Source organism: Sphingobacterium sp. G1-14, from assembly GCF_002196555.1.
Classification (GTDB): Bacteria; Bacteroidota; Bacteroidia; order Sphingobacteriales; family Sphingobacteriaceae; genus Sphingobacterium; species Sphingobacterium siyangense.
Window position 1 is genome coordinate 5,408,342 of the sequence record NZ_CP021381.1, and the last position, 15,542, is coordinate 5,423,883.

Consider the following 15,542-nt stretch of genomic DNA (forward strand, 5'->3'; position numbering starts at 1 on the left):
GGACCAAAAGGTCCCTTTTCTATTGATTAAAATAGAGATATTCTTCTCAAGAGTATTAAATATATACTTTTCAATTGGAAACTATAACTCCAATTTTTTATGTAAGTTTACTTTGAAGATTATAATCATATGGAAAGTATATTACCTCTCATCCGTATTGTTGACCTAAAAAAATCATACGGAGTAAAAGAAATATTGAAAGGAATCAACCTTGACATATTCCCAGGTCAAGTTATCGGGTATATTGGCCCAAATGGTGCTGGCAAATCCACTACCGTTAAAATATTAACAGGACTAATCGAAGATTTCACAGGCACTGTAGAAGTTAATGGCATCAATATTCAAGAAGATCCACTTGCAGTAAAAGCACTATTGGGATATGTTCCCGAGAACGCAGAATTATATGACGTCCTGACTCCCATGGAATACTTGGATTTTATAGGTAAACTCTATGGAATGGAAGATAATTTGATTTTAGAACGTTCCTTAAAACTGCTAACAGCCTTCGGTCTTGAATCTAATGCAAATAATAGGATGGATACCTTCTCCAAAGGAATGCGTCAAAAAGTACTTTTAATTTCAGGAATTATTCATAACCCACAAATCATCGTACTGGATGAACCATTGTCTGGACTCGATGCCAATGCTGTTATCTTTGTCAAAGAACTTATCTCATTACTTGCAAAAGAAGGGAAAACAATTTTCTATTGTTCACATATGATGGACGTTGTTGAAAAAGTATCTGATCGGATTTTACTGATAAATCAGGGCAGCATCATTGCGGATGGTACGATTGAGGAACTAAAAACAGATCCTAACGAATCATTGGAGCATATATTTGCTAAATTAACCAATACAGGCAACAGTGCATTAGACGCTTCCAATATCATTACAGCAATTCAATAACATGGAAAAATTTATCTTAAAATTTATCCTTCTTTTTCGTGGGGTTTGGAAAGGCTTGGGCATCAATTATGAACAGTTTAAGATCATCTTAGAAACCAAAGTAATCTTAGAGAACAGAAAGCCGATTAGCTTTAGGAAACGTAGCTCAGGGAAATCCTCTTCTTCGTCATCGATTTTACAATTCTTATTGTATCTCATCTTTGGCCTGATATTCATGGTAATTATTTTTTCTATTCCAGATAGGTACTTAGCCGTTTCGATTATGCTACTCAGTTTCATTAGCATGTTAAGCATTACGTTGGTATCCGATTTTTCTCCCATATTATTAGATACCCGGGATCAGTATATCATTATGCCTAGACCAGTTAATGACAAGACTTTAGCTATTTCCCGAATAACTTTTATTGCAATCAAGCTTTTTAATCAAGTAATTGCGTTGACCTTACCTGTGCTTATTTATGCATTATTCAATTGGGATATCGTCTCCGTCTTTCTTTTATGCCTGCAGCTTATACTAAGCACTTTAATCGCGCTGATATTTGTCAATGGATTTTATCTGATTAGCATCAAATATCTCCCCATCCAAAAGTTTAAAGATGTAATTACTTATATACAGATCGGTCTCTCACTGGTTCTTTTTCTATCCTATTATGTTGGCCCAAATTTGATCCAATCTATTGTGGAATCTCATTTAACGATGGAACAGCTCAGATTTCTTTGGATATTCCCAAGTACCTGGATTGCATCATTCCAACCATTACTTTTTGGTAACCACAATGTACATTTAGTCATCTTATCAACACTGGGAATACTAACTCCCTTTGCTGGTATCTACGCTTGTGCTAAGCTGTTTTCAAGTGGATTTAATACAAAAATAGCTGCACTAGCAAGTGCCGATAACCTCCCTAGTGAAACTTCACAATTAACCCGAGATAATCCCTCCAAATTACCGCTATATAAAAGGATCTCTTCGAGCGTTTGCTCATCCCCTGTTGAAGAGGCTGGATTTGGCATTGTATGGCTGATAAGTTCTAAAACGAGAGAATTTAAGCAACAGCTATACCCTTCGTTGGCTTATCTACCTATTTATTTTGTCTTTTTATTTCTACGTACAGGAGATGATCTCCCAATAGCTGGCAAAATCGCGAAACTTCGGGATTCGGGCTTGTATATCATTATGTTTTATCTTTCGTTATTGACCATATTAACCGTTTTCCAGCTTATCACGCAAAGTAATAAATATAAAGCGGCCTGGGTCTACCATGTGACGCCGATACAAAAACCGGGACAACTGATGACTGGAGTTCTCAAAGCATGTCTTATTAAATATGTTTTACCGTTCAACATACTGTTTCTTTCTATCTGTGTACCGCTATTTGGTCTCAGTTCTATTAATGATCTGCTATTATCTTCCGCGGTCGGCGGTATCGAAAGTATTCTGATTATGCTTTTTATTGTCAAAAACTATCCGTTTTCTAAGGCTAGTCAATCCAATTCAAAAGCAATAAATAATCTACTGATATTAGGCCTATTAGGTATTTTGGGATACTTACATAAAACAATTTTCCACTATGAAACTCTAATTTGGATCTTAGCCGGACTTGCATGGGTCGTATTCTTTTTTATGCTGAAGTACCTACAGAGAGAAGACTGGAAAGGCTTAGCTTACGACGACAATTGATTAAACAGATAAAAAAGCTCCATTAATGGAGCTTTTTTATCTGTTTAATCAAAATCTAAGCACAAAATATCTTCGTGCTTTTCTTTATCCGCTTATCTTTTATTTATCCGTCCTTTAAATCGGCTCATACCATCCATCAGAACTTCAACGATTATTCTTCCTGGAGGTAGGTGGCTCAGATCAAAGCTCAGGACAGCTTGTTGAATGGATTTGTATTCATGTTTTTGCCACAAAACGCCATCAACCATAAAAAGCACTATCATCTCACTCTGTTTATTGGACAATACGCTCAGTTGCGTCTTATCCACAACCGACCTTGGATAAAGTGAGAAGGCATATTGCGTTGAAATTGTGTTCATCTCAAATTCACTTTTGGCATTGAAACTAAACATTTCGCCATTTCCACAATCGCTTTCAAAAGCATGAATAAGGTTTCCTTTCAGATCGAAAATCCGTAAATGACCATCACCATTTTCAGGTTGTGCCCAAAACTGCAGTCCGTTACCTGCAGTATCAACCAAAGAGAGTGAGTGATTTCCCTCATTAAGATGTAAAGTATCTCTATACATTGTTGCCGCAGCCAGTTGAGAGCCTGTCTTACAAAAGACCGTATCCTGCTTTGCATTAATTAGAAATATACGATTATCCGCTGGTTTATTATTGGTCGTAAACTCCAAAATAAAATCAGTGGGAAATTTCTGCAGAGCTGTAAAGACGCTTTCCGCCTTATTGTCTGTGGGCCATGCATCCGGCTTTCCATTAGGCTTAAGAAGTGACACCGTGAATACATTCTCCCGATCTTTTTCCTGTATTTCTCCGGGTAGTATAACTTCTGCAACTTGATTAAAAGAAAGATTACCTTTCCAATGGAAAGTTTTGACAGGAAATCCCTTCGTGCCATAAACAATTTCTAGGGATCGAATCGGGTCAGCACCTAAATTTCTGAAAGAGATCCTTGGGCCAGCACTCGCCGGATTTAATCTAGAGAAACGCTGTTCATCACTTGGAACCATTATTGACTCGACTGCAACATCTACCTTTTGTTTAGGGGCTGAATATTGAAACAAGTAAGCCGATATATTTTCGACAGCCTGTACATTGTCTGTCGCTGTATAGGGTTCCATCTGTAAGGCAACTTGATGAGTGCCAACTCTAGTAAATACATCAATAAAATCAGGCTGCTGTAAATCTCCAGGACACCAATATGCGCGGTCATGTACCCAGGTACCGCCTTGTGGATAAAGTGGATTACCTCCACATTTCTTCCACATATCACGTCTGTCTACAGTCTTTCCATCGAAGGTGAGTTCGCGCCATCGGCTACAGAATTCACTACAGCCACGTGGTTTATCCATACCATGCCCTGTATGCTGAATACGTATTCGGCTCAATGCTGCTCCCGGACTCGAGGTATATGTTATTGGTAGTAGATTTTCTGCTATCTTTTCGTTAACATCCCCATATTTATATGCTTTATTCCACAGCGCTGTTATTCCCAATGGGGTAACGACTGGTGGACCTGATAAAATTTCAAAATCTACAGTAAGTGCCCACCCTACAGTCTTGTCCTCAAAACCAGAATGAGTATAGACAATTTCCACGCTATCCCTTAAGAAAGGAGCAAAATCAGTTACATCGACCTGCCATTTCCAACTCCATCCTTTATTGTAGATACTACCATATGGCGTAAGCATTCTTCCTAATTCATAATTTAGCACAGCTCCATTTTTTCCTCCTTTACGACGCAATACGATGTGATCCAAATAATCCCAATGCGCTGTGCGCAAACTATCTGGGCTCCCAAGGGTAACAAACATAGTAACCTTTCTTACAGGATAGTTTTCTTTCGGAAATACCCCCCAAGCTGGATAGGAATTCTCCCCTTTCTGTGCATCACATAGAATGGTTTTCCGTTGATGTGTAACGACATGGCTTATTGTGCCTTCTTGTGCAAAAACATGATAGCAGATAAAAAAGTAGAATAGGGTTAGTATAGGTCTTATATTCATTATTTAAATATTATCCATAAAACAATACAAAGATAGATGTACTCTTGTGGGCGGCGAAAAAAAGGTAATGCGATAAAAAGGAAATACATACAATCATAAAAAAAGCATCAATCTTAACAGACTGATGCTTTTGGTAGCGGGGAGCAGAATCGAACTGCCGACCTTTGGGTTATGAATCCAACGCTCTAACCATCTGAGCTACCCCGCCGTTTCGGTATGCAAATATACCACTTCGTATGTCAATTCAAAAGATTTTTTTATTTTTTTACCAATTCTGACCTATTTAAAACTCGCATTAAACGCAACAAACTCATTTTTAACTCAATAAATTTATCATTGAAAAATAGAAACAGTAGTTGAAAAAATTGATAGTCCTAAAAACAACATGTTTATCAAAAAACAGGGGCAACTTTTTACAAAAAAACTTGCAATAACAAAATAAATATGTATTATTACAAATAATAAGTTGATGCAGTAAAAAGCAATTTTGGAAGAGATTTGTAGCGGGGAGCAGAATCGAACTGCCGACCTTTGGGTTATGAATCCAACGCTCTAACCATCTGAGCTACCCCGCCATTTTGGGAATGCAAATATAGCTTATTTTTGATTTAAACAAACTAAAATTTAAAAAAACATTTTTATGGCAGATAAAATAAAATTCCAACTAGAATATATCATCAACTCTTCACCTAGAATTTTATTTCCGTATTTGCAAGAACCAAACGAATTGGCACAATGGTTTGCAGATGATGTAAACTATAAAGACACCGTTTATACTTTCATTTGGGATGATGAACCTCACCGAGCAAAAATTGTAGCATCGAGAGAAAATAAATCTGTACGCTTTAAATGGCTCGATGATGATCCCTATTATTTCGATCTGGAGATCGATCAAGACGAACTAACAAATGATGTTGCTCTTAAAATAACAGATTACGCTAAAGAAGAAGACCTTGAAAATAGAAAGTTAATTTGGAAAAATTCAATAGTCTATCTTCAAAGTGTTATAGGTGCATAAAAAAGCCTATCTTTGCAATATATTTCCACTAAGAGCTCCAGCTGGAACTCTTAGTTGGAAGATGCCTTAATGTAAAGGCATCAATTTGCTTTGCGTCACGGATGAAAAAGGTTCATTTACTTATTCTTCAAGCTTTCATAAAACCATTTATTGTCACATTCTTTATTGTGATGTTTGTCTTATTGATGCTTTTCCTATTCAAGTACATTGATGATTTGATTGGAAAAGGATTTGAATGGTATACGATCATGGAGCTAATTGGATATCAATGCGTTGTTCAAATCCAAATGGCAATGCCTTTATCCATGCTCCTTTCCTCCATTATGACTTTCGGAAATCTGGGTGAAAGCTATGAATTAGTTGCGATCAAAGCTGCAGGCGTATCTTTACGTAAAGCGATGACCCCACTATTTATACTCGTTGCAATTTTCGCAACAAGTTCTTTTCTGTTCTCCGACTATATTCTCCCCGTAGTGAATCTAAAAATGGGTACGCTACTTACTGATGTACGTAATAAAAAGGCAGATTTCCTCATCAAACCCGGAATCTTTAACAACACCATCCCAGGTTACTCGATCCGCGCTAGAGGAAAAAATAAAGCGGGAACAATTCTCTATGACTTGATGATTTATGATCATCGTGGCGGTAACACAGCCAATAATGTACTTATGGCGAAAGAAGGGTATATCTATAACTCTCCTGACAACAATTATATGATCCTAAAACTTAAGGATGGTATCCGCTATGAGGAAGCACGGACTAAAAACTCCAAAACCTACGATCCACGTCAGCAATTTACGCGATTTAAGTTCAAGGAAACAGAGCAAAAGTTTGATATGGGAAGTTTTCAACAAGGTAAAACGGATGAAAATCTCTTCAAGAGCCACCACGCCATGTTAAACCTGAAACAGTTAGACATGTACATCGATTCCAACCATATTAAGATAGACAGTATGGGAAAAGCGATCGTCCGTACATTAGACACCCGATATAATATCTATTCGAAATATTTTAGTGCGAATCAACCTGGACAGCCAAAGGTCAAAGAAACTAAGATCAAACCTTTTAAAAATTTGCTTACCGATCTGGTTCCCCAAGAACAACGGGCACAGATCACCATGAATGCATTAAACCAATTGAATTATTTAAAGGAAGATCTGAATGGACGTACACTTGAGTTTAAAGATTACAAATCGAAAGATATACGCTATCGGATTGAATGGCATCGCAAGTTTACCCTAGCTGTCTCCTGTCTTTTACTATTTGCAATCGGAGCTCCACTAGGAGCCATTATCAGAAAAGGTGGACTTGGTCTTCCGGTCGTGATGGCTATCATTTTCTTTCTGATCTATCACATTATCTCTACAGTAGCAGAAAAAACAGCGAAAGATGGTGCTATATCATCAGCCGTAGGCATGTGGATGGCCATTATTGTCTTAACACCATTAGCCGCTTTTCTAACGTACAAGTCGACGACTGATTCTGCCTTATTTGATATTGATCAATATAAATTAAAAGTAGAAGCCGCTTGGAAGTGGATTAAGGAAAAGCTTGCAAAAAAGAACAAATTAAAAGAATCACATTAGATTGTGACAACGCTATTATAAATAAATTTAGATTCTACACTAACTTTGTACCAATTACAATATATCAATAAATGGATTTCAAATTAAACACGATCGAAGAAGCGATCGCTGATATACAAGCAGGAAAAGTAGTAATCGTCGTGGATGACGAAGATCGCGAAAATGAAGGAGACTTTGTCACTGCTGCCCGCAACGCAACTCCCGAAATCATCAACTTTATGGCGACTCACGGTCGTGGACTAGTATGTGCCCCAATTACAAAAGAAAGAGCAGATGCATTACACCTTGACTTAATGGTGGGACAGAATACAGCGGTGTATGAAACGAACTTTACAGTTTCCATTGACTTACAGGGATATGGTTGTACAACCGGTATTTCTGCATCGGACCGTTCGAAAACAATTAAAGCAATGATCGATCCTAATATACATTATGAAGAATTAGGTAGACCAGGACATATTTTCCCACTCATAGCGAAAGATGGTGGTGTATTACGTCGTACAGGACATACTGAAGCTACAGTTGACCTCGCTCGATTAGCAGGATTTGAACCAGCGGGTGTATTGGTTGAGATTCTAAAAGAAGATGGTGAAATGGCCAGACTTCCGGAACTAATGGAAGTTGCTAAAAAATTTGATTTAAAGATCGTTAGTATTGAAGATCTAATTGAATACCGTCTTAAGCACGACTCTTTAATCAATGAAGAAGTCACTGTTAATATGCCAACGCAATATGGTGATTTTAAAATGAAAGCCTTTACACAAAAGGACACTGGCGAACAACATTTAGCGCTTTACAAAGGCGAGTGGAATGAAGATGAACCTATTTTAGTACGGGTGCACAGCTCTTGTGTTACGGGTGATATTTTTGGTTCTTGCCGTTGTGACTGTGGCCCTCAATTGCACAAAGCAATGGAAATGATCCAGCAAGAAGGTAAAGGTGTTATTGTCTATATGAATCAAGAAGGTCGCGGTATTGGACTGATCAATAAGCTACATGCTTACAAATTACAAGAAAATGGTTTGGATACGGTAGACGCCAATGTGCAATTAGGGTTCAAGGCAGATTTAAGAGACTACGGTGTAGGAGCCCAGATTCTTAGAAATCTTGGTGTCACAAAAATGCGTCTTATGTCAAATAATCCGACAAAACGTGCTGGCCTAGTAGGTTATGGTCTTGAAATCATAGAAAATGTACCTATTGAAATAACGGCAAATCCCTTTAATGAAGAGTACTTAAAAACTAAAAGAGATCGTATGGGACATACAATCATGAAAAATCTATAAAAAGGAAGTAAAAAAGGCGGTATTTCTATTGGAAACACCGCCTTTTTTAACATAGAGAATTAAACCCCAATGATGATAAAATCGCTTCCATTTATGATCTTGTTATGGCAGTACTTTCAATAAATAGAAGTAACTTTATAATATGGAACAACAAGGGAGATATATCATCTTTTTCGATGGTGATTGCTTGATCTGTAATCACTTTGTTCAACTATTATTAAGGATCGATCGCAGAAAGAAATTCTTATTTAGTTCCTTGCAGTCTGAATTTGCCCGGACCGCGCTAACAAATATTCCCAAAAATACTGATTCCATCGTCTTCCTATCTCCAGCTGGTACCTATCTCAAAAGTGAAGCTATTTTAAAGATTTGTAAGCAATTGGGCTTCCCTTACATTACATGTTATTTACTAAAGATTTTACCACTTTCGTGGAGAGATGCGCTTTATGATTATTTTGCTAAAAACCGCTATCGATGGTTTGGAAAAAATGAATTTTGTACGATACCTTCAAAATCTGAGCGAGAAAGATTCATTTGAACAAACAGTAATCTTATTGAAGTGAAGTTTAGTTCAGAAATCTTCTAATTATACTTGTGACAATTAAATTTACATCGATGAAAAATACACTTTTAATTGACAGTGCCTATATCAATGGGAAATTTATCAAGTCAAAACACACATTTGATGTGGTAAATCCTGCAACAGGAAAAGTTATTGCTTCGTTGCCAGATTTAAAAGTAGTTGACTGTACTAAAGCCATAATTGATGCTGACAAGGCATGGAAAAGCTGGAAAAACACAACGGTACTGGAACGTTGCAACATCGTCCGCAAATGGTACGATCTTATTCAACACTATAAAGACGATCTTGCGGAAATCATGACCCTAGAAAGCGGCAAACCGCTAAGCGAATCGAGGGTAGAGGTTGACTACGGTAGTTCTTTCGTAGAATGGTTTTCAGAAGAAGGAAAAAGAGCCTATGGTGAAACCATACCTACCCATAAAAAAGGAAGTAGAATGATAACGATTAGGCAAGGTGTAGGTGTCGTAGCCGCAATTACACCCTGGAATTTTCCTTTAGCGATGATCACCCGAAAGGTTGCTCCAGCTTTGGTGGCTGGTTGTACCGTTGTGCTAAAACCGGCCTCCCAAACCCCATTTTCTGCTATAGCATTGGCTAAACTGGCTGAAGATGCAGGGATTCCGAAGGGTGTTTTTAACGTAATTACAGGAAAAGATAGTGTTGGTATCGGCAAAGAACTAGCTACAAACGACCTGATAAGAAAACTATCTTTCACAGGCTCTACCGAAGTCGGAAAAACACTCATAGAACAATCAGCCTCTAACATTAAAAAAGTATCTATGGAGCTCGGTGGTAATGCTCCCTTTTTGGTTTTTAACGATGCGGATATTGCTGCTGCTGTCGAAGGAGCCATTGCCGGAAAATTTAGAAACTCAGGGCAAACTTGCGTTTCCATCAATAGGTTTTTAATCCAAGAAGATGTCTATGATGAATTTTCGATGAAACTTAGCCATGCTGTCAGTAAATTGAAAGTAGGTAATGGACTTGACAAAGGCGTCCAGGTAGGCCCCTTAATCAATGCAAAAGGGCTAGAGAAAGTACAGCATCATGTACAAGATGCATTAAATCATGGTGCCGAATTGGCTACTGGAGGAAAGGTTATCAAAGATCTATTTTTCCAGCCAACTGTGCTGACCAACGTTCCGAAAGAAGCGCTTATATTCCGCGAGGAGACTTTTGGTCCGATCTGCGCCCTTTTCAGTTTCAAAACAGAAGAAGAGGGAATTGCAATGGCCAATACGACTGAATTTGGACTAGCCTCCTATTTCTATAGTACAAATATAAATCGCTGTTTTCGTGTTGCTGAACAGCTAGAAGCTGGCATGGTAGGTGTCAATACAGGCCTTATTTCAAATGCAGCAGCTCCTTTTGGTGGAGTAAAACAATCTGGTGTAGGTCGTGAAGGATCTAAATACGGTTTGGATGAATATATGGAATTAAAATATATCTGCTTTGGCGGTGAATAAAAAAGGAGCAAAATGCTCCTTTTATTTTTTCAAAAAATCCACTAGCTTTTCCCTTGTTGAACTGAACGATAAGGCGTCCCCTACTTTCTCATAATTCTGTTTATCCACACAGGTTGGATAAGCATATTTGGCAAAGGCCAGTTTATTATCATCTCGTATAAAAAGTTCCATTAAATCAACAATTTCACCAACACTTAGGCGCATACTTTTTAATTCCTGAGCAGCTACAGCAAGTCTATCCTGATCGTTTTCCTTCTGATTTAATAGATCGTTCAATCGATTGGAATTCGTCTTATTCATTACTCCGGCATCAGACAGATCATTATCTTCATTTTCAGCATATCCTCCTTGATTCGCTACACCGTTACGATAAACCTTAGCGTCTTCTGACTGCCTATATTGATCATTATTATATCCCCCACGATTATTGTTTGGCAAATCATCACGATCTTCCGATTGTCTGTATCGCTCATTACCTTGTTCATTACTATATCCATCCTGGTTATTATACGGTAAATCCTCACGATAATTACCGTTGTTATACCGATCAACAGGATTCATGGATTCCAGGATAATCCCCCTATTTCCGCCTCTGCTACTGACAGAAAATACCACATTCATATACTGTCCATTTCTATTGACAAGTTGCACACCACTGCCATTCAATGTGCGTTGCTGTCTGTCAGCAAATACAATACGCAAATCATAACGACGACTCGTCAAATTGGATACCCTAATATCCGTGGAAGCCCTATTATTATACAAAACGTTGTTGATATAAAGAAAAAATGGGACATCTGTAGAATAGATGTTTAATGCCCCTCCAAAAGGTCTGTATCGCTGCGCAAACCCAGCCGTTGCGACAATAAGCAACGAGACCATAACCAAAATTTTCCTGTACATAATCCGATTCAATTTATAATCCTTCGACTACACAGAATAAAAAAGGATTAAGAAACCAAAGAATTTAACATTTTCTTATGCTTTCTTGTTCCGGTACTTCTTATAAAGTTTTACGGCCATCATTAAAGCAATGGATAAAATTAAGAGTCCCAAAACGCCAAATATCCAGTTCAGTGCCGATTTTAAGACAACAGTAAAAACAATAGCGAATAATAAAACTGTTGCGACTTCATTAAACAAACGGAGATTTGTTGAAGTTAATTTGGATTCTTGACGACTCAATTTGAACATAATCTTCTGGCAGGTAAAATGATAGATAATCATACCCAGAACGAATGTCAGTTTTACATGCATCCACCCCATGGATAATAAACCAGGGGAATAGCATAACATAACTAGTGCAGAAAAGACTGTGATGTACATCGCAGGAGTAGTAATAACCCACCACAGTAATTTTTCCATCTTACTGAATTCTTTATGCAAAACATCAAACGCTTCTTGACTCTTGTCCTTAGCTTCTGTATGATATATAAAGAGTCGAGGCATATAAAACAGACCTGACATCCAACAAATCACAAAGATAATATGAACTGCTTTTGCATATAAATAGACCATAGTTACAAAAATAAGAAAAGTTAATAGCATTCAATACGTCCAAACATCAATTGCGCAAATCTTACATCCAATATACAAAAGTGCTATATCAACCGAAATAGATTAAATATAGGGCAAACAAAAACGACCTGCGAAAGGCAAGTCGTTTTTGTTTTTGAAGTAGATAGCAAACTAATAGCTAAATTCCTTTACAACCTCAATGGCATATTTTACATTATCAAAAGGAATATCTGGCATGATACCATGTCCCAAGTTAAAGATAAAACCATTTTCACCTCTCATGCGCTCAAATAATTCGATAATCTTCTTCTTGATAACAGGTTTATCTGCATACAAAACAAATGGATCCAAATTTCCTTGAACAGCAATACCCTGTGGCAGAGATTGTTTAATATTTTTTAAATCTGCATTCCAATCGATAGAAACAACATCAGGTTGCGCTTCGACCATCATTGGTGCAAAAACAGAAGATCCTTTACAAAAGGAAATGACAGGAATATCCTTACGGTTCAACTTAGCGATAATCTGCTTATTATAATAATGCGAAAAATCACGGTAATCATTCCAGGATAAAGCCAGGGCCCAGCTATCAAATAATTGAATTGCATTTACTCCAGCTGCGATCTGCATGTTAAGATATTCAACCGTTACATCTGCGATCTTTTGAAGGATCATATGTGCCAACTCAGGCTGATTATTCAACATCAACTTCGTTAACTTAAAATCTTTTGAAGATCCACCTTCAACCAAATAACTTAAAATTGTAAATGGTGCTCCCGCGAAACCAATCAAAGGGATACGGCTGTCAAGACGTTGTTGAATGACCTTGATTGCATCAGCAACATACTGTAATTTATCCAAACAGTTGGTAGACAAATCTTCAGCATCCTTTACAGAACGAACAGGATTAGAAAAACGAGGCCCTACACCTTGTTCAAAGGACAAATCCCCTCCCATGGCTTCAGCTGTAACTAAAATATCAGAAAATAAAATAGCTGCATCAATGCCTAACAAATCTACCGGAAGCATAGTGACATCCGCAGCAATTTCTGGTGTTTTGCACATCTCCAAAAAGGAATATTTATTCTTGATATCCCAATATTCCTTCATAAAGCGTCCAGCTTGACGCATCATCCACACAGGAGGTCTTTCCGTTTGCTGCGAAAATGCAGCTTTAATCAATAAGTCGTTTTGTAAAGTAGTACTCACTATAAATGTTTTGAAATTTCGTTTTCTATTTTTGTAATAATGCTGTTCTGTCTAGCCGTCAGATGTAACTTATTGGCAACATCTGTATAAGCTCTCGCTCTTTCATAATCCAACTTTCGCAGCGCTATATTTGCCAGATTAATCATCACCATACCCTTTTCATTATCTTTTTTCCAAGGCAGACGTGAAGCTAGCTGAAAATGATATTCGGCCTCATCGACACGTTCCTCTTTAAGCGCAATATTTCCCATCATAAATTCATAGAAATTACGTCTGCCTTTACGAAGTGCGTCCGGATTCTTTATCTCAGCTAGCAAATTTTTTGTCTTTTCATAATCTTGCCTATGAAAAGCCTGCGTTGCCAAAAAAACGGACCCTTCTCTAAAATGACTCCAAATCAAGTAGCCTATTCCGCCTGCTATCAGTACAGCAGTTTGATAATGCCCTTGGTATAAGCCATAGCCCAAAAATAATGCAGCAATAAAAATAACGGCTATTCTAGCCCTGATTGTCATCATCTCTTTCTACCTATGCGTTATTGTCGGTAAACTTATAACCAACACCTCTGATAGAATGGAAATAAATCGGATGCTTTTGATCTGGTTCGAAATATTTCCGGAAGGTTAAGATAAAATTGTCGATGGTACGTGTAGATGGGTAAACATCGTAATTCCATACGGTCTCCAATATTTGTTCCCGGGATACGGCCTCATTCCGTCGTTCAATCAACAGTTTCAACAGCATGGTTTCCTTCTTTGTCAACGAAGTGATCGTGCCATCTGCATGATGTAGCTCATACGAATTAAAATAGATCGTTTTATCACCAATTTGATAAGAATTTAGTTCTTTCAAATCGTCTGGTTTCATGCCACGACGCACCAAATTTCCAACACGAAGAATCAATTCTTCTAAGTTGAAAGGTTTTACCAGATAATCATCCGCCCCTTTCTTAAGACCCGTAATTCGATCCTCACTGCTATTTTTCGCAGTTAAAAACATGATAGGAACCTCAGTGTTTTGCAGTCGAATAGTTTCAGCCACTTGGAATCCATCAATTTCGGGAATCATCACATCCAAAACCACCAAGTTGAAACGTTCCTCCTTGAAGACTTTTAGTGCTTTTTTTCCATCGGTAGCCGTAGTAACACGGTAGCCTTCCATTTCGAGATTCAACTTGATAGCTTCTAACAAGTGTTCTTCATCTTCGACAAGTAATATTCTTTGTTTACTTTGCATTTCTTTCAAATGTTACTTCAAAAATACTCCCTTTAGGAGTGTTATCTTTAACTTTTATGGTCGCGTCGTGCTTCTGCAATACGGTTTTCACGATATATAACCCCAAACCTGTGCCTTTGGTTTTTCGTGTTGCCTCACTTCCCACGCGATAAAACTTATTAAAGATAAGTTTTTTCTCTTCATCACTGATACCGATACCATGGTCAGCAACAGAAAAAATTATTTTATTATTCTCCGTATATAATTTCACATCCACCATAGCACATGCCGGCGAATACTTAATTGCATTTTCTATCAGATTAGTAACCACATTACTAATCGCAAACTTATCTGCATGAATAATGATATCCGCTTCCAAATAAGGTTTCAAAACTTGTGAACTACAGGAATTCTTCTGAAGCCTATCTACAACCTGTTCTACCAAAGCAGTAAAATTAAAATCCTCCTTCGGCATACTGTAATTTCGGCTGTCCAACTTGGTTGTCATCAATACATTTTCCACCAGATCATCCAAACGCTCGATATCCTTCAGCGAGTTTCTCAAGAACGTTTGTTGTTGCTCTTTGTCAAGATCACGCCTCAAAATAGTTTGAATATACAATTTGACGGAAGCCAATGGCGATTTAAGTTCATGCGTAATAGCCAAAAGAAAGTTCTGCTGTTGTTGAAGCAGTTTCTGCTCCCTCTCAACCAGCCGCTTCAACCGCCATGCACCCCACAAGAAAATAATCAAGAAGAATATTCCCTCTCCTATGATCATGTTCTTTTTACTCGGATCAAAACGGATAAACATCACCCCCCACCATATCAGTTGCATAACCGCATAGAACAATAGAAAATAAAAGAGTAACAGCGCTTTCTTCATGTGACAAAAATAGGTATTCACCCATGTATTCGGAAATATCCGAAGGATTATGACACAAAGAAGAAAATTAACCGATTCGCAATAAGACTAAAATCACCAAACAGTATATAAACCATCGGAAACCCGATATCGATAAAAGTGACCTTTAATTTCATTACTAGATAACCTAACTGACTTGG

General features: G+C 37.7%; 14 protein-coding genes and 2 tRNA genes. 7 read left to right on the top strand and 9 right to left on the bottom strand.

Annotated elements, in window-relative coordinates; translation table 11 throughout:
* Positions 1-129 precede the first annotated feature (129 nt).
* Both CBM24_RS23365 and CBM24_RS23370 read left to right on the top strand, forming a co-directional pair.
* Positions 130-906 carry an ABC transporter ATP-binding protein gene (locus CBM24_RS23365; protein ID WP_088162924.1) on the top strand — a complete coding sequence of 259 codons (777 nt, stop codon included), beginning with the start codon at positions 130-132 and terminating at the stop codon, positions 904-906.
* A gap of 1 nt (position 907) precedes the next feature.
* The gene (locus CBM24_RS23370) at positions 908-2,587 is read left to right on the top strand and encodes a hypothetical protein (RefSeq protein ID WP_088162925.1); all 1,680 of its coding nucleotides are present in this window, start codon (positions 908-910) and stop codon (positions 2,585-2,587) included.
* Positions 2,588-2,679: 92 nt separating this feature from the next.
* Here the strand turns inward: CBM24_RS23370 and CBM24_RS23375 are convergent, their stop codons facing one another.
* The 3 genes from CBM24_RS23375 to CBM24_RS23385 form a co-directional block, all read right to left on the bottom strand.
* Complete coding sequence (locus CBM24_RS23375) at positions 2,680-4,596, bottom strand: peptide-N-glycosidase F-related protein (RefSeq protein ID WP_088162926.1); 1,917 nt, start codon at positions 4,594-4,596, stop codon at positions 2,680-2,682.
* A gap of 131 nt (positions 4,597-4,727) precedes the next feature.
* Positions 4,728-4,804: transfer RNA gene (locus tag CBM24_RS23380), tRNA-Met, on the bottom strand.
* A gap of 293 nt (positions 4,805-5,097) precedes the next feature.
* Positions 5,098-5,171 (bottom strand) — tRNA-Met (locus CBM24_RS23385).
* Positions 5,172-5,236: 65 nt separating this feature from the next.
* Here CBM24_RS23385 and CBM24_RS23390 point away from each other — a divergent pair.
* The 5 genes from CBM24_RS23390 to CBM24_RS23410 all read left to right on the top strand — a co-directional run bounded on the left by CBM24_RS23390 (position 5,237) and on the right by CBM24_RS23410 (position 10,535).
* The gene (locus CBM24_RS23390) at positions 5,237-5,614 is read left to right on the top strand and encodes an START-like domain-containing protein (protein WP_046671984.1); all 378 of its coding nucleotides are present in this window, start codon (positions 5,237-5,239) and stop codon (positions 5,612-5,614) included.
* A gap of 101 nt (positions 5,615-5,715) precedes the next feature.
* Positions 5,716-7,200, top strand: coding sequence for an LptF/LptG family permease (locus CBM24_RS23395; RefSeq protein WP_088162927.1), 1,485 nt, complete (start codon positions 5,716-5,718; stop codon positions 7,198-7,200).
* A 71-nt stretch (positions 7,201-7,271) separates the two neighbouring features.
* Positions 7,272-8,486 carry a bifunctional 3,4-dihydroxy-2-butanone-4-phosphate synthase/GTP cyclohydrolase II gene (locus CBM24_RS23400; RefSeq protein ID WP_075994158.1) on the top strand — a complete coding sequence of 405 codons (1,215 nt, stop codon included), beginning with the start codon at positions 7,272-7,274 and terminating at the stop codon, positions 8,484-8,486.
* Positions 8,487-8,628: 142 nt separating this feature from the next.
* Positions 8,629-9,024, top strand: coding sequence for a thiol-disulfide oxidoreductase DCC family protein (locus CBM24_RS28155; protein ID WP_075994159.1), 396 nt, complete (start codon positions 8,629-8,631; stop codon positions 9,022-9,024).
* 77 nt (positions 9,025-9,101) lie between these two features.
* A complete protein-coding gene (locus CBM24_RS23410; protein WP_075994160.1) occupies positions 9,102-10,535 on the top strand; it encodes an NAD-dependent succinate-semialdehyde dehydrogenase in 1,434 nt (477 codons plus the stop codon).
* 21 nt (positions 10,536-10,556) lie between these two features.
* Here CBM24_RS23410 and CBM24_RS23415 read toward each other — a convergent pair whose 3' ends face one another.
* The 6 genes from CBM24_RS23415 to CBM24_RS23440 form a co-directional block, all read right to left on the bottom strand.
* On the bottom strand, positions 10,557-11,438 hold the full coding sequence (locus CBM24_RS23415) for a DUF4476 domain-containing protein (RefSeq protein WP_088162928.1): 882 nt from the start codon (positions 11,436-11,438) through the stop codon (positions 10,557-10,559).
* 75 nt (positions 11,439-11,513) lie between these two features.
* On the bottom strand, positions 11,514-12,083 hold the full coding sequence (locus CBM24_RS23420; protein ID WP_312352403.1) for a CopD family protein: 570 nt from the start codon (positions 12,081-12,083) through the stop codon (positions 11,514-11,516).
* Positions 12,084-12,224: 141 nt separating this feature from the next.
* A complete protein-coding gene (gene hemE / locus CBM24_RS23425; protein ID WP_088162929.1) occupies positions 12,225-13,262 on the bottom strand; it encodes a uroporphyrinogen decarboxylase in 1,038 nt (345 codons plus the stop codon).
* Entirely contained in the window at positions 13,262-13,780 is a 519-nt protein-coding gene (locus CBM24_RS23430) for a hypothetical protein (RefSeq protein ID WP_231585185.1), read from the bottom strand. Before CBM24_RS23430 ends, hemE begins: the two co-directional genes overlap by 1 nt.
* A 10-nt stretch (positions 13,781-13,790) precedes the next feature.
* Positions 13,791-14,498, bottom strand: a complete 708-nt coding sequence (locus tag CBM24_RS23435; RefSeq protein ID WP_070563139.1) for a response regulator transcription factor — start codon at positions 14,496-14,498, stop codon at positions 13,791-13,793.
* Positions 14,488-15,363 carry a sensor histidine kinase gene (locus CBM24_RS23440; protein WP_088162930.1) on the bottom strand — a complete coding sequence of 292 codons (876 nt, stop codon included), beginning with the start codon at positions 15,361-15,363 and terminating at the stop codon, positions 14,488-14,490. Before CBM24_RS23440 ends, CBM24_RS23435 begins: the two co-directional genes overlap by 11 nt.
* Positions 15,364-15,542: the final 179 nt, after the last annotated feature.

Coding starts and splice junctions, on each gene's coding strand:
- CBM24_RS23420 (WP_312352403.1), bottom strand. CDS start 12,083: ATGCTATTAACTTTTCTTATTTTTGTAACTATGGTCTATTTATATGCA.
- CBM24_RS23375 (WP_088162926.1), bottom strand. CDS start 4,596: ATGAATATAAGACCTATACTAACCCTATTCTACTTTTTTATCTGCTAT.
- CBM24_RS23415 (WP_088162928.1), bottom strand. CDS start 11,438: ATGTACAGGAAAATTTTGGTTATGGTCTCGTTGCTTATTGTCGCAACG.
- CBM24_RS28155 (WP_075994159.1), top strand. CDS start 8,629: ATGGAACAACAAGGGAGATATATCATCTTTTTCGATGGTGATTGCTTG.
- CBM24_RS23370 (WP_088162925.1), top strand. CDS start 908: ATGGAAAAATTTATCTTAAAATTTATCCTTCTTTTTCGTGGGGTTTGG.
- CBM24_RS23430 (WP_231585185.1), bottom strand. CDS start 13,780: ATGATGACAATCAGGGCTAGAATAGCCGTTATTTTTATTGCTGCATTA.
- CBM24_RS23390 (WP_046671984.1), top strand. CDS start 5,237: ATGGCAGATAAAATAAAATTCCAACTAGAATATATCATCAACTCTTCA.
- CBM24_RS23440 (WP_088162930.1), bottom strand. CDS start 15,363: ATGAAGAAAGCGCTGTTACTCTTTTATTTTCTATTGTTCTATGCGGTT.
- CBM24_RS23435 (WP_070563139.1), bottom strand. CDS start 14,498: ATGCAAAGTAAACAAAGAATATTACTTGTCGAAGATGAAGAACACTTG.
- CBM24_RS23365 (WP_088162924.1), top strand. CDS start 130: ATGGAAAGTATATTACCTCTCATCCGTATTGTTGACCTAAAAAAATCA.
- CBM24_RS23395 (WP_088162927.1), top strand. CDS start 5,716: ATGAAAAAGGTTCATTTACTTATTCTTCAAGCTTTCATAAAACCATTT.
- CBM24_RS23410 (WP_075994160.1), top strand. CDS start 9,102: ATGAAAAATACACTTTTAATTGACAGTGCCTATATCAATGGGAAATTT.
- CBM24_RS23400 (WP_075994158.1), top strand. CDS start 7,272: ATGGATTTCAAATTAAACACGATCGAAGAAGCGATCGCTGATATACAA.